The sequence below is a fragment of the Tardiphaga sp. 215_C5_N2_1 genome (genome assembly GCF_052076055.1).
Taxonomy (GTDB): domain Bacteria; phylum Pseudomonadota; class Alphaproteobacteria; order Rhizobiales; family Xanthobacteraceae; genus Tardiphaga; species Tardiphaga robiniae.
Genome location: NZ_CP197240.1, coordinates 4,632,375 through 4,649,197 on the forward strand (window position 1 = coordinate 4,632,375; position 16,823 = coordinate 4,649,197).

The 16,823-nt window shown below is 61.5% G+C and carries 19 protein-coding genes; 8 read left to right on the forward strand and 11 right to left on the reverse strand.

The window, feature by feature from the left end; genetic code table 11:
- Window positions 1–32: 32 nt before the first annotated feature.
- From AB7828_RS22085 to AB7828_RS22100, 4 genes are all read right to left on the reverse strand, one after another.
- Window positions 33–686, reverse strand: coding sequence for a hypothetical protein (locus tag AB7828_RS22085; protein WP_441231163.1), 654 nt, complete (start codon window positions 684–686; stop codon window positions 33–35).
- Window positions 687–997: 311 nt separating this feature from the next.
- Window positions 998–1,441, reverse strand: a complete 444-nt coding sequence (locus tag AB7828_RS22090; RefSeq protein WP_441231164.1) for a hypothetical protein — start codon at window positions 1,439–1,441, stop codon at window positions 998–1,000.
- A gap of 164 nt (window positions 1,442–1,605) precedes the next feature.
- Window positions 1,606–1,896, reverse strand: a complete 291-nt coding sequence (locus AB7828_RS22095; RefSeq protein ID WP_120287769.1) for a hypothetical protein — start codon at window positions 1,894–1,896, stop codon at window positions 1,606–1,608.
- 237 nt (window positions 1,897–2,133) lie between these two features.
- Window positions 2,134–2,430: a hypothetical protein gene (locus tag AB7828_RS22100; protein ID WP_320447694.1), complete on the reverse strand. Its 297-nt coding sequence runs from the start codon at window positions 2,428–2,430 to the stop codon at window positions 2,134–2,136.
- A gap of 175 nt (window positions 2,431–2,605) precedes the next feature.
- Between AB7828_RS22100 and AB7828_RS22105 the strand changes: the two genes are divergently transcribed.
- The 3 genes from AB7828_RS22105 to AB7828_RS22115 all read left to right on the forward strand — a co-directional run bounded on the left by AB7828_RS22105 (window position 2,606) and on the right by AB7828_RS22115 (window position 4,497).
- A complete protein-coding gene (locus AB7828_RS22105) occupies window positions 2,606–3,007 on the forward strand; it encodes a metallopeptidase family protein (RefSeq protein WP_089266478.1) in 402 nt (133 codons plus the stop codon).
- A gap of 71 nt (window positions 3,008–3,078) precedes the next feature.
- Window positions 3,079–3,684, forward strand: coding sequence for a 3-isopropylmalate dehydratase small subunit (gene leuD / locus AB7828_RS22110; RefSeq protein ID WP_089266479.1), 606 nt, complete (start codon window positions 3,079–3,081; stop codon window positions 3,682–3,684).
- Between the two features lie 21 nt (window positions 3,685–3,705).
- A complete protein-coding gene (locus tag AB7828_RS22115) occupies window positions 3,706–4,497 on the forward strand; it encodes a hypothetical protein (protein ID WP_441231165.1) in 792 nt (263 codons plus the stop codon).
- 239 nt (window positions 4,498–4,736) lie between these two features.
- Here AB7828_RS22115 and AB7828_RS22120 read toward each other — a convergent pair whose 3' ends face one another.
- Window positions 4,737–5,615, reverse strand: a complete 879-nt coding sequence (locus tag AB7828_RS22120) for an HpcH/HpaI aldolase/citrate lyase family protein (RefSeq protein WP_441231166.1) — start codon at window positions 5,613–5,615, stop codon at window positions 4,737–4,739.
- A gap of 209 nt (window positions 5,616–5,824) precedes the next feature.
- Here AB7828_RS22120 and AB7828_RS22125 point away from each other — a divergent pair, with 209 nt between their 5' ends.
- Window positions 5,825–6,460 (forward strand): carbonic anhydrase, encoded by a 636-nt coding sequence (locus AB7828_RS22125; protein ID WP_068737916.1) that lies wholly within the window; start codon window positions 5,825–5,827, stop codon window positions 6,458–6,460.
- Window positions 6,461–6,519: 59 nt separating this feature from the next.
- On the opposite strand, the gene AB7828_RS22130 is transcribed toward AB7828_RS22125, so the two are convergent.
- Window positions 6,520–7,554, reverse strand: coding sequence for an aspartate-semialdehyde dehydrogenase (locus AB7828_RS22130; RefSeq protein WP_068737914.1), 1,035 nt, complete (start codon window positions 7,552–7,554; stop codon window positions 6,520–6,522).
- Window positions 7,555–7,669: 115 nt separating this feature from the next.
- Here AB7828_RS22130 and AB7828_RS22135 point away from each other — a divergent pair, with 115 nt between their 5' ends.
- Entirely contained in the window at window positions 7,670–8,473 is an 804-nt protein-coding gene (locus AB7828_RS22135) for a hypothetical protein (RefSeq protein WP_441231167.1), read from the forward strand.
- Between the two features lie 186 nt (window positions 8,474–8,659).
- The gene (locus tag AB7828_RS22140; protein ID WP_089266485.1) at window positions 8,660–9,037 is read left to right on the forward strand and encodes a hypothetical protein; all 378 of its coding nucleotides are present in this window, start codon (window positions 8,660–8,662) and stop codon (window positions 9,035–9,037) included.
- A gap of 75 nt (window positions 9,038–9,112) precedes the next feature.
- On the opposite strand, the gene leuB is transcribed toward AB7828_RS22140, so the two are convergent.
- Window positions 9,113–10,225, reverse strand: coding sequence for a 3-isopropylmalate dehydrogenase (leuB, locus tag AB7828_RS22145; protein WP_089266487.1), 1,113 nt, complete (start codon window positions 10,223–10,225; stop codon window positions 9,113–9,115).
- A gap of 138 nt (window positions 10,226–10,363) precedes the next feature.
- Here leuB and AB7828_RS22150 point away from each other — a divergent pair, with 138 nt between their 5' ends.
- The gene (locus tag AB7828_RS22150; RefSeq protein WP_244628364.1) at window positions 10,364–11,551 is read left to right on the forward strand and encodes a YbfB/YjiJ family MFS transporter; all 1,188 of its coding nucleotides are present in this window, start codon (window positions 10,364–10,366) and stop codon (window positions 11,549–11,551) included.
- On the opposite strand, the gene AB7828_RS22155 is transcribed toward AB7828_RS22150, so the two are convergent.
- From AB7828_RS22155 to AB7828_RS22165, 3 genes are all read right to left on the reverse strand, one after another.
- Complete coding sequence (locus tag AB7828_RS22155) at window positions 11,538–12,320, reverse strand: molybdopterin-dependent oxidoreductase (protein WP_184512662.1); 783 nt, start codon at window positions 12,318–12,320, stop codon at window positions 11,538–11,540. The two genes, AB7828_RS22150 and AB7828_RS22155, sit on opposite strands and share 14 nt — an antisense overlap.
- Before the next feature lie 11 nt (window positions 12,321–12,331).
- On the reverse strand, window positions 12,332–12,967 hold the full coding sequence (locus AB7828_RS22160; protein WP_441231168.1) for a cytochrome b/b6 domain-containing protein: 636 nt from the start codon (window positions 12,965–12,967) through the stop codon (window positions 12,332–12,334).
- 256 nt (window positions 12,968–13,223) lie between these two features.
- Window positions 13,224–13,811 carry a fasciclin domain-containing protein gene (locus tag AB7828_RS22165; protein WP_309941195.1) on the reverse strand — a complete coding sequence of 196 codons (588 nt, stop codon included), beginning with the start codon at window positions 13,809–13,811 and terminating at the stop codon, window positions 13,224–13,226.
- A gap of 413 nt (window positions 13,812–14,224) precedes the next feature.
- On the opposite strand from AB7828_RS22165, the gene AB7828_RS22170 reads away from it, so the two are divergent.
- The gene (locus AB7828_RS22170) at window positions 14,225–15,739 is read left to right on the forward strand and encodes a malonate--CoA ligase (RefSeq protein ID WP_441231169.1); all 1,515 of its coding nucleotides are present in this window, start codon (window positions 14,225–14,227) and stop codon (window positions 15,737–15,739) included.
- A gap of 76 nt (window positions 15,740–15,815) precedes the next feature.
- On the opposite strand, the gene AB7828_RS22175 is transcribed toward AB7828_RS22170, so the two are convergent.
- Entirely contained in the window at window positions 15,816–16,811 is a 996-nt protein-coding gene (locus tag AB7828_RS22175; protein ID WP_441231170.1) for a cation diffusion facilitator family transporter, read from the reverse strand.
- Window positions 16,812–16,823 lie beyond the last annotated feature (12 nt).

Here is a 16,823-nt window from a genome sequence, read left to right on the forward strand (position 1 = left end):
GTGGAGAGTCGCTTCAGTCAACCCGACCCATCTCACCAATAAATATTGAAGCGATGGTAATGCCGCCGGTGGTGCCAGTGGCGGTGATGCCAGGGGCGATAACGGCAGATCTTGCGTGGGCCGTAATAGGTCCAGACGACGCGGCAGAAGCGTCGCGGCTGGTAGTAGCGCGGGCCGTAATAGTAGCTCGGCGCATAGCCGTAATAATGCGGCCGGAAATGGCGGCGATAGCCGTAATGGCGCGCGCCGTAGTAGCGTGTCTGCGCATAATAGGGGCGCCGGGCGATCAATGGCGCCGCGTATCGATAGCCGCCGCCATGAAATGCGGGGCCGCGCCGGAAACCGCCGCCGACAAAGGCCGGGCCCGGACGGAAACCGCCTCCGCCGCGGAACGCAGGCGATACGGCACGGAAGCCTCCACCGCCACCTCCACCCCGAAACGCCGGCATGCCGCCGCCACGAAATCCGCCGCCGCCTCCGCCATGAAAGGCGTGACCGCCGCCACCGCCGCGGAAACCGCCACCGCCACCGCGTCCACCGCGATGCTGGACCTGCGTGAGCAGCGCGTCGCTCGCCTGCTTGGCTGCGGGTGCCGCACCGGGACCGATCAGCGAGACTGCCCGTGCCGGTGGCGTCAGCGACATCATCATCGCTGCGGCGGCAGCCACGCCGAGCGAGCGCGTCATGAATTGTCTGATCGCAAAACCTCGTTCGGCATTCAGGACAGGTTGTCGATTCTGAACATCTCTCATCGGAAACATCCTCCCTCGATCGGCGCATGGGACATCGATCGCGCAAACCTGACAGTGCAGGTCCTCGTTTGCGCGAACGGTGCGTTTGCGCATGGTCGTGTCATGTGAATTGTCGCGCCTTGACCGAAAATTAAGGATGTCGATCTGAACGCGTCATGAATGACGCAGGCGGAAGCCGCGCGGCGCGCACAAAAAAACAGGCGCCGCAAAGGGCGCCTGTCAATGTCGTCTAGAGATCCTGGAATTTACCAGCGGCCGAAGCTGAAGCCGACGCTGAGCGGGCCGCCGAAACCGACGCCCGGGCCATAACCATAGGCGGCATAGGGACGATAGCCGCCATAATAGCCGTAGGGCCGGTAGCCGTATCCGCCGTAGTAAGCAGGGCGATAGGCATAGGGACGTCCGTAATAGGCCGGGCCGTAATATGAGCGGTACGGGCGATAGCCGTATCCGTAGCCATAACGCGGGCCGTAATAGCTGCGATACCCGTAGTGCCGGTGGCCGAAGTGATGATGGCGGTGGTGAAAGTGACGATGGCGCCGCTGCGCGCTGAAGTCCGTGGCCTTTGCCTTATTGTCAGCCGCAGCATTTTGAGGCGTCTGTGCGTCAGCCATTGCGGGGGCGCTGGTCAATGCGCCACCAAGTGAAAGTGTTGCAGCCAGCATGGCTGCGCCTACCCAGTTCTTCATGATTTTTCCTTGCCTCGATCGCTTTCCATCGATCGTCTTTCGTCGCCTTCACCCCATAACGCATATAGCTGCAATGATTTCCCGCGACAGACCGACGCGGTCAACATCTCGTCAAAGAAAACAGGCGCGCTTGCGCACGCCTGTTTGGACTTTTAGAGAGAGTCTTAGTAGCGCCAGCCGTGACGACGCACGTGATGCGGCCGGTGCCAGCCGTGATGGCGGCGGATGTGATGCGGACGATGCCAACCGTGGTGACGCCGCATGCCGTGATGCCCGCGATAGCCGCGATTGTGGTGATGACGATACTGCACCTCAGTCGTCAGCTTCTCACCGCCCTGTACGGACGATGCGATGCCCGGGCTGTTCAGCGAGACTGCATTTGCCTGCTGCGTCGGCGCTGCGACGAAGAGCAATCCTGCGATGGCGGCTAGGCCGAAAAATTTCTTCACGTTCACGTGTTCTCTCCTGAGTCTGCTGCGTTCATGTCGAGACGCAGCTTCACGAATGGATCATCGCCCATGCTGATGACGCTAGGGCGCAGGAGGTGAACGCGATGTGAATATGCTCGGTGCGATATGTCGCAGGGTTTTGTGACGCATCGCTGGAACGAAAGTCAGCGCATGCGACCGCCATCTCCGCAGTTGCAAAGTTTCGGCCCGACGTCATTGAAAATTAAAGTATGAAGTGTCGGCTCAGCCGCGGCGCCAGTAGCAGTTCATCCGCGGTACGATCACGGTGCCGCTCGGGCGATATTCCTGCACCAGATTGGCGGTGCAATCGCGCACGGCATTCGGGCCGGGATTGTAGCTCGGATAAACGCCGCGCTCATCGGGCGTGCGATAGATGCGGACGCGCGGCCGGGCACGGCGGGGCTGAACGTTGTCGCCGGATTGGGCGACCTGCGTGGCCGTCTGCGCCTGTGCGGTGTTCGCCGTCGGCAACGCGCCGAGCGCAACCGCCAATCCCAGTGCCGCCATCATGATCCGCATCTTAACGCCCCAAACCGCCATACGTATGATCCCGAAAAGTAAATGCCGGTTTTCGGACAGGATCATGCCTCAAACGCCGCCGCAAAGTCTCCGATTGACGCCCGCCCGTCAACCGCTCGTGAACGCACTGCACCGGCGCATTGCCATGTCATGGGAATTGGCTAGACAGGGAAACATGTGGCACCAGGCAAAAGCTCCCGATCTCGCGGAAATGGAGGACATGGCCCATGCCATGCTCGCCCTTCTGCCGGAGGATTTCCGCAAGCTCTGCGCGGGCGTGATCATCCGGGTCGATGATTTCCCCACCGACGAGGTGCTGGAGGAGATGCAGGCCGAGACTGAATTCGACCTGCTCGGCCTGTTCCAAGGTGTCGGCCTGCCATTCCAGAGCCAGGACAATACCGGGCAGTTGCCCAACATGATCTGGCTGTATCGCCGGCCGATCCTGGATTACTGGGCCGAACATGACGAAACCCTCGGCCATATCGTCCGCCACGTGCTGATCCACGAGATCGGCCACCATTTCGGCCTGTCGGATGCCGATATGGAGGCCATCGAGGCTGGCGTCGCCGATTAGCCCTGCATAAATCACCCTTGGACGGGCCGCCCGATCGGGCTAAAACGCCCGCTCAATCCGAGGATACGTTCATGGACAAGTTCACCACGCTGGAAGGCGTCGCGGCACCGCTGAAGATCATCAATGTCGATACCGACATGATCATCCCGAAGCAGTATCTGAAGACCATCAAGCGTACCGGTCTCGGCAAGGGCCTGTTCTCGGAAGCGCGCTACCTGGATGACGGCAGCGAGAACCCGGATTTCGTGCTCAACAAGCCGGCCTATCGCAATGCCAAGATCATGGTGGCCGGCGATAATTTCGGCTGCGGTTCGTCGCGCGAACACGCGCCGTGGGCGCTGCTGGATTTCGGCATCCGCTGTGTGATCTCGACCTCGTTCGGCGACATTTTCTACAACAACTGCTTCAAGAACGGTGTGCTGCCGATCCGTGTCTCGCAGAAGGATCTCGACGCGCTGTTCGACGATGCCGAGCGCGGCGCCAATGCGACAATCACCATCGATCTGCCGAACCAGGAAATTCGTGGCCCTGACGGCGGCACGGTAAAGTTCGAAATCGATCCGTTCCGCAAGCACTGCCTGCTCAACGGTCTCGACGATATCGGCCTGACGATGGAGAAGAAGGCCTCCATCGACAGCTACGAAGAGAAGCTCAAGACCGCGCGCGCCTGGGCCTGATCTCACTTCGGAAGGTGACGCGTGATTCCTGACGTCGTCACCTTTTGGGAGGGCCCGCTCGATGCGCTGCGCAGGCTGTGCCTGAGATCGCAGGTCGAGGCCGGCCACCGCGTCACGCTCTACAGTTTTGCACCGATCACCGATCTGCCGGATGGCGTGAGCAATGCCGATGCGGAAGCCGTGTTGCCGCGCGCCTTTGCCGAGCGGCTGCGCCCGTCAGCTCCCGATGGCGCGTGGGTTGGCTGGACCCCGCTGCAGTTCAGCGATTTCTTTCGCATCCGGCTGATGGCCGAAGGTCTCGGCCTCTGGCTCGATGCGGATGTGCTGCTGCTGAAACCCGTCGAGATCGATTCCGCAAAACCCTATTTCGCCTGGGAGAAGCGACGTCAGCTCGGCAATTCGGTGCTGTATCTGCCGCCTGACGATCCGATCGTCGCGGCGTTCGAGGCGCTGATCATGCAGGACGAGTTGACGCCAGACTGGATGTCATTGCGCCATCGCCTCGCTTTCGCATGGCGCAAATGGCGCGACAGGTCGAAGCGTGCCAGTGATGTGCGCGTCGCGATCTTCGGCCCGGCATCGCTGACGGCGCTGGCGAAGCGTCACGGCTCGCAGCATCACGCGCTGCCGCGGAAGTCGTATTATGCGGTTCATGCCGAGCCGAAGCTGTTCTTCGAGCCGTCGAATTTTAAGGGGCTGATTGGCGATCCCGGGATATTGGGCTTTCACATCTCGCCGAAGGGGCGCGGCAAAGAAGCGCCGGTGCCGGGAAGCTTTTACGCGTGGGTGACGGAGCGGGTTGGCGCACGTTAGTATCAGCCTTTGAATCTACAAATTTCGCGCAACGGCCCGCGGTATCCCTCCCCCTTGCGGGGAGGGTCGGCCGAACCTGACGATGCGAAGCATCGTTCAGGTGGAGGCCGGGGTGGGGGTGCCACACGTGAGAGCATCGCCTGTGGCACCCCCACCCGTCGCGCTGCTCGCTGCGCTCGCAACGCGCCACCCTCCCCGCAAGGGGGAGGGTGAAGAAAGCGCGTCGTTGCTGACTGGTACTAACCCCCCATCGCTGCGATCGCGTCCGAAATCGCGATCGTGCGCTTCGCCATCTCCGCATGCAGGCGCTCGACCATCTTGCCGTCGAGCTGGATCGCGCCGCGCTTGGCGTTTTCCGGCTGTTCGAAGGCGGCGATGATGCGGCGGGCCTGGGCGACTTCGTCGTCCGGCGGCGTGAAGACCTTGTTGCAGGCCTCGATCTGGCTCGGATGGATCAGCGTCTTGCCGTCGAAGCCGATGTCGCGGCCCTGTTCGGCTTCGGCGATGAAACCCTCGGTATCGCTGAAATTGCTGTAGGGACCATCGAGAATTTCGAGACCATGCAACCGCGTCGCCAGCACGCAATGCGTGATCATCGGCAACATTGCCGCGCGACCGGGCATCATGCGGATGCGGGTCTCGCGGGCGATGTCGTTGGGGCCGAACACGAAGCCGGCCAGGCGATTTTCGGAATCGCGCGAGGCGGCCGCGAGTTCTTCCGCATGCAGGATGGCGCGCGAGGTCTCGATCATGGCCCAGACCTTGATCGACATGTCGGCGCCAATGTCACTCAGGCGATCAGCAACGGCTGAGAGATCCTCGACGCTGGAAATCTTCGGCACCAGGATGCCATCGGGCTTGGCCTTGCCGGCCATGGTCACGTCGTCGATCCACCACGGCGAATCCAGCGCATTGATGCGGATGATGACCTCGCGCTTGCCGAAGCCGCCGGCGGCCAACGTCTGCGCGATGGCGTCGCGCGCGGTTCCCTTGGCATCCGGCGCTACGGCGTCTTCGAGGTCCAGGATGATGCCGTCAGCGGCCACAGTACGGGCCTTTTCCAGCGCGCGCGGGTTCGAGCCGGGCATGAACAAATGGCTGCGGCGCGGACGGATCATGGCGTCATTTCCCTGTGATTATGGCCTGTTCGTTATTCAGGCATCCGCGATAACATTTCAGCCCGCCGCCCGGAAGGCTTGTTCGCGCTGGCGTCCTATGGTTATCCGTGGGGACCGTATGTTTGAGCGTGATCTCTCGACAAACGACCCCGTTTGTCGGCGAAAACCGGTATCCACTTTTCGGGATCATGCTCCGAACGAGGCAGACCATGACATCATTTCCGAAGCAGCTCATTGCCGGTTACCAGACCTTTACGTCGGAGCGATTGCCGACCGAGCAGTCGCGCTTCCGCGAATTATCAGAAAAGGGCCAGTCGCCGGAAGTCATGGTGATCGGCTGCTGCGACTCGCGCGTGTCGCCGGAGGTCATCTTCGATGCTTCGCCCGGCGAACTGTTCGTGGTGCGCAACATCGCCAACCTGGTGCCGGTCTATCAGCCCGATGGCGGCGCCCATGGCGTTTCGGCGGCGCTGGAATATGCGGTGCAGGTGTTGAAGGTGAAGCACATCGTCATCCTCGGTCACGCGCAATGCGGCGGCATCCGCGCTTTCGTCGACAATGCGGCTCCGCTGTCGCCGGGTGACTTCATCGGCCGCTGGATGTCGATGTTCATCAAGCCCGACGAGAAGGTCGAGATCCGCGAGCACGAGGCGTTCCAGGATTTCGTCACCCGTATCGAGAAGGCCGCGGTGTTCCGCAGTCTGGAAAACCTGATGACGTTCCCGTTCGTGAGCAGCAAGGTCGAGAGCGGCGAGCTGGAATTGCACGGCGCTTACTTCGGTGTCGCTGTCGGCTCGCTGTCCGTGCTCGATCAGGCCGCGAAAGAGTTTCGGCCGGTGGCGTAAAACAAAAAAAGCCGGATGCTGAGCATCCGGCTTTTGATTGTTGGAGATCGAAGGTCCGCTTACGCGGCCTTCTTTTTCGCCGTGATCAGCTTGCGGTTGATCAGGCATTCCGCAATCTGCACGGCGTTGAGCGCGGCGCCCTTGCGCAGATTGTCCGACACGCACCAAAGAACCAGACCGTTATCGACCGTCGAATCCGTGCGGATGCGGCTGATATAGGTGGCGTCTTCGCCGGCGGCCTCATAGGGCGTGACGTAGCCACCGGGCTCGCGCTTGTCGATCACGAGGCAGCCTGGCGCATTACGCAGGATGTCACGGGCTTCATCTTCCGAGATCGGGTTCTCGAATTCGATGTTGACCGCTTCCGAGTGGCCGACGAACACCGGCACGCGCACGCAGGTCGCGGACATTTTGATTTTGGGATCAAGAATCTTCTTGGTCTCCATCATCATCTTCCACTCTTCCTTGGTGTAGCCGTCCTCCATGAACACGTCGATCTGCGGGATGACGTTGAAGGCGATACGCTTCGGGAATTTGTTATTGACCAGCTCGCTGTTGGTGTAGACGGCCTTGGTCTGCGAGAACAACTCGTCCATCGCATCCTTGCCGGCGCCCGACACCGACTGATAGGTCGAGACGACGACGCGCTTGATCGTCGCCTTGTCATGCAGCGGCTTCAGCGCCACCACGAGCTGCGCAGTCGAGCAGTTCGGGTTCGCGATGATGTTCTTCTTGGTGAAGCCATCAACGGCCGAGGCATTCACTTCCGGCACGATCAACGGCACATCCGGGTCCATGCGCCAGGTCGACGAGTTGTCGATCACGACGGCACCGGCTGCGCCGATCTTCGGCGACCATTCCTTCGACACGGCTCCGCCGGCCGACATCAGGCAGATGTCGACGTCGCTGAAGTCATAGGTCGCGAGGTCTTTGCATTTCAGGGTTCTGTCGCCGAAGGAAACCTCAACGCCCATGCTGCGGCGCGACGCGAGCGCCACGACCTCGTCAGCGGGGAATTTACGTTCATCCAGAATGCTGAGCATTTCACGCCCGACATTGCCGGTCGCTCCGACCAGCGCGACTTTGTAACCCATCGTTCACTCTCCGAAGAAAAATGCTTCACCCCCACATACCGTGGAAAGGGAAGAGCCGCGCTTCTATGCGAGAAACGTCGCAAAGACAACGTCCTAAGCGTGTTTGCGTGGTTTGATGCGTTCAATTTTGGTTTCGCACCACCCAAAGTCGGCAGGTGTCCATCCGGCCCTGCAGAGCTTTGCCGACGAGTGCTGTGCCATCGCCGTGCGTCTGCTCGCGTATATGGGGGTGCTGGCGCTGGTTGTCATGGCCGCGGTTACGGTTTTCGACGGACTGGAATTCGACCTCAGCAGCGAACCGGCCACCAAGGCCGGCTGGGGCGCCGCTAGCCGTTCTCATCCCGCTTTTGCTGTCAGTCAGTTTGATTCGTCAGGTAAAACAGCATCTTACGAGATTTTGAGGCACCCCGAAGGCGGCCGCAAGGATGTCTTGCGCTGGGCGTCGCCCGGGGAGCCCCCGGTGGCCGAGCTGGAATTGTATCGCTCTGGTGCCGAGGCCGAGCGGGCAGGTCCGCCGGCAGCGGATATTGCGGGCCGCATGGACCCCGGCGGCGTTCGCGAGGTGGTGGGCGAGGGCATTATCGACAGCAAGTTCGGGCCGGTCGCCCTCATGGGCTTTGCCGACCGGCTGAAAGACAACAAGCGCTGCCTCGGCTTCATGAAGACGCTGGAGGTGGCCAATCTCAGGATTTCCGGCTGGTCGTGCCAAGGCGAAGGCCTGCCGGCGCGGCGGGCGGCGATCGCCTGCACCCTGAACCGGCTGGTGCTGCTCACCGCCGGCAATGAACCCCGGCTGCAGGAGGCCTTTGCCCAGGCAGATTTGAAGCGGGCCGGCTGCATCAGCGGTGCGGCACTGTCGGCCATTTCAGCCGATTGGGTCACCGGCGCCCAGAATCCGCTGCTGCGGGGCAGTCTGTGACCTCTTCGTGATGGGCAGGACCAAGGCCTTGGATTACATGCAACATTCGGCCACACCGCGCATTATATCGGCGACTGTGGCCGGATAGACCTTGTGGCCGGATACCTCGGCCAGCTAAATTGACCGCAAATCGGATTTGCCGACTCGGCTTTTGAATGCCGATCTTCTGACTGCAATGAGGACCTGATGACCTTGAAATTCCCCGCCGCGAAAACTCTCGCCATGTTGTTCGCGACGGTTGCCGTCATCGCGACCGCCGTTGCCGTCTCGCCGGCCGATGCCGCCACCAAGAAGAAGGTTCGTGTTTCTGACCGTGACGCTGTTTATGGCGCGCGCGGCCCGAACGTGTCCTATCAGCAGGGCCGCACCCGCGTTTACGTGACGCGTCGCTCTTGGCTCGATGCCGGCGTCGAAGTGCTCCCGGGTGACCGCAAGTTCACTGATTATGCCTATCCGCCCGGTTACTCCTTCGCCCGCGACAACAACAACCGTCCGCTGGACCGCCAGCCGCTCAACTCGCAGTGGGATCTCGGCGGTTATCCCGAGCGCTTCCCGCTCTACTGAGCGCGGCGACATCCAAATACGAAAATGCCCGGCTCAGCCGGGCATTTTTTGTTTGTGGGAGAAGTTCGAGCGCGCTTAAGCGTGCAGCGTCTGCAATTCCTTCAGCAGTGCTTCGCCCATGCCGGATGTGCTCACCACGGTTGACCCTTCCGACTTGATATCGGCCGTGCGCAGACCCTTTGCCAGCACCGCGGCGATGGCCTGGTCGACCTTGTCGGCCAACTCACCCATGTCCAGCGAGTAACGCAGCGCCATGCCGAACGAGGCGATCATCGCCAGCGGATTGGCCATGCCCTTGCCGGCAATGTCCGGCGCCGAACCATGCACCGGCTCATACATTGCCTTGCGCTTTTTGGTCTTGGCATCGACTTCGCCGAGCGAGGCCGAGGGCAGCATGCCGAGCGAACCGGTCAGCATCGCCGCGATATCCGAGAGCATGTCACCGAACAGGTTGTCGGTAACGATGACATCGAACTGCTTCGGCCACTTCACGAGGTTCATGCCGCCGGAATCAGCGAGCTGATGCTCGAGCGTGACGTCCTTGTATTCGCGGCCATGCACTTGGGTGACAACCTCGTTCCAGAGCACGCCCGACTTCATGACGTTACGCTTTTCCATCGACGTCACCTTGTTCTGACGCTTGCGGGCCAGATCGAAAGCGACGCGGGCGATGCGCTCGATTTCATAGGTGTCGTAAACCTGCGTATCGACGGCACGCTTCTGGCCGTTGCCGAGATCGGTGATGGTCTTCGGTTCGCCGAAATAGACGCCGCCTGTGAGCTCGCGCACGATCATGATGTCGAGGCCCTCGACGACCTCACGCTTCAGGCTCGATGATTCCGCCAGCGCGGGATAGCACACGGCTGGACGCAGATTGGCGAACAGGCCGAGATCCTTGCGCAGGCGCAGCAAGCCGGCCTCGGGGCGATGCTCATAAGGCACGCTGTCCCACTTCGGACCGCCGACGGCGCCGAAGATGATGGCATCGGCCGCATCCGCCTTGGCCATGGTGGCATCGGTGATGGGGAGCTTGTCGGCATCATAGGCGGCGCCGCCAACCAGGCCGTTCTCGATCGTGAATTTGGCGATGCCCTGGGCATCGATCCAGTCGATCAGGCGCTTCACCTCGGCCATCACTTCGGGGCCGATACCGTCGCCGGGGAGAAGCAGCAATTTGTGCGTTGCCATATTCAAGTGCCCTTGCAATCCGTTACTGATTGCCGCGAGTGCTAAGACGTCATTGCGGGAATGGCAAGACAGTGTTGCCGAAGGGATGATTGCGGGTGCCGTGAAACCTGCGACATTGCTGACGCAGCGGAGATCCCCGTGACGTCATCTGTGCCTTCCCCGGCGCGCCCTAACCCGGCGTGGCTGATACTCGTCCTGTCGCTCGCGCCGGCCATCGGGCTCGGCATCGGCCGCTTTGCCTATTCGCTGGTGTTGCCCGATATGCGCGACAGCCTGCAATGGTCCTATTCGGCGGCCGGCTTCATGAATACCGTCAACGCCGCGGGCTATCTCGCCGGCGCACTGGTTGCGGCCGGGCTCGGCAGGCGCTTCGGTCTGATCGCGGTGATTCAGGGCGGTACGCTTGCTTGCATCCTGTCGCTCATCGTTTGCGGCGTCACCGTGGATTTTACGCTGCTCAGCATCGCGCGGCTGGTCACCGGTTTTGGTGCGGCGGTTTCGTTCGTGGCCGGCGGCGCGCTCGCCGCCACCATCGGCCTCGCTTATCCCGAACGGTCGTCCTATCTGCTCAGTCTGTTTTATGCCGGGCCAGGTATGGGTATCCTCCTGTCCGGTCTGATCGCGCCGTTCGTGCTGCAGGGCTTTGGTCCGGGCTCCTGGTGGATCGTGTGGTTGGTCCTCGGTCTCGTATCGGTCGTGATCGGCCTGCCGCTGTTGCGCCCGCGCGTCGATGCGGCTGATGACACGTCAACGGACGACAAGGCGCCGCTCGCGATCCGCCCGATGTGGATTTACCTCATTGCCTATTTCATGTTTGGCGCCGGCTATATTGCCTACATGACCTTCATGATTGCCTATGTGCGCGATGGCGGCGGCAGCGCTTTGGCACAAAGCGCGTTCTGGTGCCTGATCGGCGTCAGCTCGTTCGCGTCGCCCTGGCTGTGGCGTAATGTGCTGGCGCGTGGCCAGAGCGGCCGCGCCATGGCAATCATTCTTGGCACCAATGCGGTAGGCGCAGCGATGCCGCTGCTCGGGCATTCGCCTGTGGTGCTCGGCATCTCCGCCGCCATTTTCGGCGTTGCATTCTTCGCGGTGGTTGCGGCAACCACGGCCTTCGTGCGCTTCAACTATCCTCGCGCGGCATGGTCGAAGGCCATCGCGGCGGTGACGATCGTGTTCGGCATCGGCCAGACTCTTGGTCCGATCGCGGTGGGTGCCATTTCGGACGCGACCGGCAGTCTCACATCCGCTCTTGTGGTCTCAGCAGCGACGCTGGTGTTCGGTGCGGTGCTGGCGATGTTCCAGAAGCCGATCAGCTCCCGCTGAAATCGTTATAGCCCTGATCTTCCCAATAGCCGCCCTTGTAGTCGTTGGTGACTTCCATCGCGACGACGTATTTCGGATTCTTGAATCCGAGTTTGGTCGGTACGCGGATCTTCATTGGGAAACCATAGGCCCGCGGCAGAAGCTGATTGTCGAACTTGAAGGTCATCTGCGTCTGCGCATGCATCGCCGTGGGCATATCGAGCGAGCTCGCATAGTCCTCGGCGCAGCGAAAATGAACCCACTTCGCATTGGTGTCCGCGCCGACCAGTTTCAGGAAGTCGCGCAGCGGCGTGCCCTGCCAGGAGCCGATGGCGCTCCAGCCTTCCACGCAGATATGGCGGGTGATCTGCGATACTTCCGGCAGCTTGTGCAGTTCATCCAGCGTCCAGGACCTCTTGTCCTGCACCAGACCGGAGACTTCGAGCTTCCACTCCTTGCCGTCCACATTCGGTGCGTCGTCCTCGGCGTAGAAGGCGTTGAACGGGAACGGACGCTTGATGTCTTTCTCGGAATAGGTCGGCGCCAGCGTGTTCGGATTGAAGATTCGGGCCTGAACCATGTCGTTGAACTTGGACATATGCGTCAGCAGGTTTTCAGCCGAGAGACTGTCGCTCACATCGCAGCCGGTGAGCAGCGTTAACGCACCGAAGCTTGCGCCCGACGCGATGAAACGGCGGCGCGACAGGTCGGGCATTAGCTTCGTGGCGTCCTTGACGAGGAGATCCTTGTCGACGCCGGGAATGATGAGGGAGCGAATTTTTCTGATCATGGTCGTGTCCCTCAGCGTCCGATAATCATTGCACGCAAACTCTTCGGCACGATCAGGGCCAGAGCGATATGGATGACGAGGAAGCCGACGATGGCCGCCATCATGAAGAAATGCACATAGCGGGCAGTGTCATAGCCGCCGAACAGCGCAGCAAGATATTGCAGCTGGACGGGCTTCCAGATCGCGAGACCCGACAGCACGATCAGAATGCCGACCACGATAATCCCGGTATAGAGCAGCCTCTGCACCTGATTGTAGGTCGAGAGATCAGCGTGCGAGAGCTTGCCAGTCAGCGCAGCCTTGGTGTCGTCGAGCACACCTTTCGCCGAGATCGGCAGCAGCTTCTTGCGGAAGCGTCCGGTGACAATGCCAAGAGTGAGATAGACGAGGCCGTTGATCACCAGCAGCCACATCGCTGCGAGATGCCACATGATGCCGCCGCCGAGCCAGCCGCCGAGCGTGATCGACGATGAAAAGGTGAAATTGAACAGCGGCGAGGCGTTGTAGATCTGCCAGCCCGACATGATCATCAGCACGATCGCGACGGCATTGACCCAGTGCACGACGCGCACCCAGGCGGGCTGGATGACTTTGCTATTCGTAACCTTGGTTGCGGCGCGGTCGCCGGCGGCTGTGATGCTCGACATAGGCATATCCTGGGCTGAGCAGTGGTTCGATTGGTGCTCGGTGACGCGAGTTATTACCAGCTATACGGCATAACCGGTCGTTCGTTACGGCGGCTCCTGTAACAACCCCGGTCGGGCCGGCTCATATCGATCACAAAAAAGCGAGCCGGGTTGCCCCGGCTCGCTCCTTTTGCGCCCCTCGGTATCCTCCGGGGACGCGCACGCATCCAGTGGGGACAAGTCAGGATGCGCGAACTTGTTGCGCAGAAGCCGGAGATCAGGCTTTCGGCATCAGGACAGTATCGATGACGTGAATCACGCCGTTCGACTGGTTGACGTCGGCGATGGTCACGGTCGAGGAACCGCCCTTGGCATCGACGATCATCACCTTGCCGCCCGAAGCCTTCACGGTCAGCTCTTCGCCTTCAACGGTCTTCAGCTTCTGGCCATCCTTGAGGTCGGCGGCGTTCAGCTTGCCGGAGACCACATGGTAGGTCAGGATCTTGGTCAGGGTCGCCTTGCTCTCAGGCTTCACCAGCGTATCGACGGTACCGGCCGGCAGTTTGCCGAAGGCGGCGTTGGTCGGTGCGAACACCGTGAACGGGCCCTTGCTGGAGAGGGTATCGACCAGGCCGGCGGCCTTCACGGCGGCGACCAGCGTGGTGTGATCCTTCGAGTTGACGGCGTTCTCGACGATGTTCTTCGACGGATACATCGGCGCGCCGCCGACCATCACGGTCTTCTCGCCCGACATTTCGCTCTTCATCATCTTCTTGTCTTCGGCCTGTGCGGGGGCGAGCACGGCGCCAGTGATGGCGAGAGTGCTGAATGCGACGGCCGACAGAAGTGCAATGCGCTTGGACATGGATCGTCTCCCGAGTGATGTGAGTGACCAGCGATCTTGCTGGTGCGATGAATGGCATCAACCGCGGCAATCCCCTGGAGGCCAGATTGCGCCGTCGATGCCCGAGTTACGCGAGGTCTCGGGACCAGTTTCAGGCTATATTTTTCGGCGCCGTTGAAACTTTTGCGGGTGCATTTCGTTCGCGCGAGGCAATCAATGACGAGTGCGATGCATCGCGTTTGATACAATCATGAGCGGAAGTCGCGACGAGATGACGCGACCCGACGGGCTGATCCACCAGATATGGCGGTCCATCCGTCTGCAGGATGCGTTGCCTAGATATGGCCATTCTTGCTAAGGAACGGGACAAATTGACGCGATCGTCAGGCAGCTGCACCGGTCGCTCCCGCACTCCTGCACCGCGTGACCTTGCCATGAACGCCAACCTGTTTTCTCGCCTGTTCGATAAACTCGACGATGCCTCGCGTCTCGCCATCGAGACGCTCGAGGGCAAGCACATCAGCTATGGCGATCTGATCGCGCTGGCGGGCCAGATGGCCAACGTGCTGGTGGCTCGCGGCGTCAAGCCGGGTGACCGCGTCGCGGCGCAGACCGAGAAGTCGGTGCCCGGTCTGGTGCTGTATCTGGCGACCGTGCGCGCCGGCGCGGTCTATCTGCCGCTCAACACCGCCTATACGCTGAACGAGCTCGATTACTTCATTACCGACGCCGAACCGTCGCTGGTGGTGTGCGATCCCTCCAAGGCTGAAGGCTTCGCCGCCATTGCGGCCAAGGTCGGTGCGAAGGTCGAGACGCTGGGCGCCGACGGCAAGGGGTCGCTGACCGATGCGGCAGCGAAAGAGAAGCCGGACTTCAGCACGGTCGAGCGCAAGAACGAAGATCTCGCCGCGATCCTCTATACGTCGGGCACCACCGGCCGCTCCAAGGGCGCGATGCTGAGCCACGACAATCTGGCGTCGAACTCGCTGAGCCTCGTTGAATACTGGCGTTTCACCAAGGACGACGTGCTGATCCACGCCCTGCCGATCTATCACACGCATGGTCTGTTCGTGGCGAGCAATGTGACGCTGTTTGCGCGCGCGTCGATGATCTTCCTGCCCAAGCTCGATCCGGAACTCATCATCAAGCTGATGGCCCGCGCCACCGTGCTGATGGGCGTGCCGACTTTCTACACGCGTATCCTGCAGTCGCCGAACCTGACGAAAGAGACTTGCAGCCACATGCGGCTGTTCATCTCCGGCTCCGCGCCGCTGCTGGCCGATACGCATCGCGAATGGTTCGCGCGCACCGGCCACGCCGTGCTGGAGCGCTACGGCATGACCGAAACCAACATGAACACGTCTAACCCTTATGACGGCGAGCGCGTGCCCGGTGCGGTCGGTTTCCCGCTGCCCGGCGTCTCCGTGCGCGTCACCGATCCGGAAACGGCCAAAGAACTCGCGCGCGACACCATCGGCATGATCGAGGTGAAAGGGCCGAATGTGTTCCAGGGCTATTGGCGGATGCCGGAGAAGACCAAGGCGGAATTCCGCGACGACGGGTTCTTCATCACCGGCGACCTCGGCAAGATCGACGCCAAGGGCTATGTCCACATTCTCGGCCGCGGCAAGGATCTGGTGATCTCCGGCGGCTTCAATGTCTATCCGAAGGAAATCGAAAGCGAGATCGACGCCATGCCCGGCGTGATAGAAAGCGCCGTGATCGGCGTGCCGCATGCAGATTTCGGTGAGGGCGTCACCGCCGTGGTCGTGAGCGACAAGAAGACCGCGATCGACGAGGCCTCCGTGCTCAAGGCGCTGGATGGCCAGATCGCCAAGTTCAAGATGCCGAAGCGCGTGATCTTCGTCGACGATCTGCCGCGCAACACCATGGGCAAGGTGCAGAAGAACGTACTGCGCGATAGCTACAAGGATATCTACGCGAAGTAGGTCCTCGCACGATCCCTCGTGGTGAGGAGGCGCGCAGCGCCGTCTCGAACCATGAGATGCTATGTGTGGCCATACCCTAGATCACATGCTCCGGCGCGAGCGCGCAGGCCGAATTCGGGTCCATCTCGATCTGGATCGTCGCGTGCTCGATGCCGAAGTCGCGCTTCAGGCGTGCGGCGACTTCCATCAGATAGGCATCGCCAGGCGCGCCTGACGGGATCACCATGTGACAGGTCAGTGCCACTTCGGTGGTGCTCATGGGCCAGATATGCAGGTCGTGCACCTGCGCGACGCCGGGGCATTGTTCGAGGTAGCTGCGCACGGCAACGGGGTCGATGCCGCGCGGAACGGCGGCGAGCGACATCGCAGTGGAGTCGCGCAAGAGGCTCCAGGTGCCCCAGACGATCAGCACACAGATGACGAGGCTGGTCAGGGCGTCGATCCACAGCCAGCCGGTGAACATGATAACGATCGCGGCAATGACCACGCCAACCGAGACCGCAGCGTCGGCGACCATATGCAGATAGGCGCCGCGGATGTTGAGGTCGCTGTTGCGGCCCGAGGCAAACAGCCAGGCGGTCACGCCGTTGATGACGATGCCGATGGTCGCGACGATCATCACGGTGATCTCGGCTACCGGTTCGGGATTGAACAGTCTTAGCACGGCCTCCCAGGTGATGGCCCCTACAGCAACCAGCAGGAACACGGCGTTGAAGAGCGCTGCGAGAATTGAGGACCCGCGCAAACCATAGGTGAAGCGCGGCGTTGGCGCGCGCTTTGACAGCACAGCCGCGGTCCATGCCGCGATCAGCCCGAGCACATCCGAGAGATTGTGCCCGGCATCGGCCACCAGCGCCATCGAGCCGCTGGCATAGCCATAGATCGCCTCGATGACGACGAAGACGGTATTGAGGCTGATGCCGATGGCGAAGGCCATGCCGAAACTCGCGGGCGCATGCACATGCCCGCCGGGGCCGTGGGAATGACCGGCGTGATCGCCTTGCGCGTGGTCGTGGCCGGCATGGTCGTGTGTGTGACCGTGGTCGTCATGATCGTGATGTGAGTGCGCCATCGGTGTTCCGTC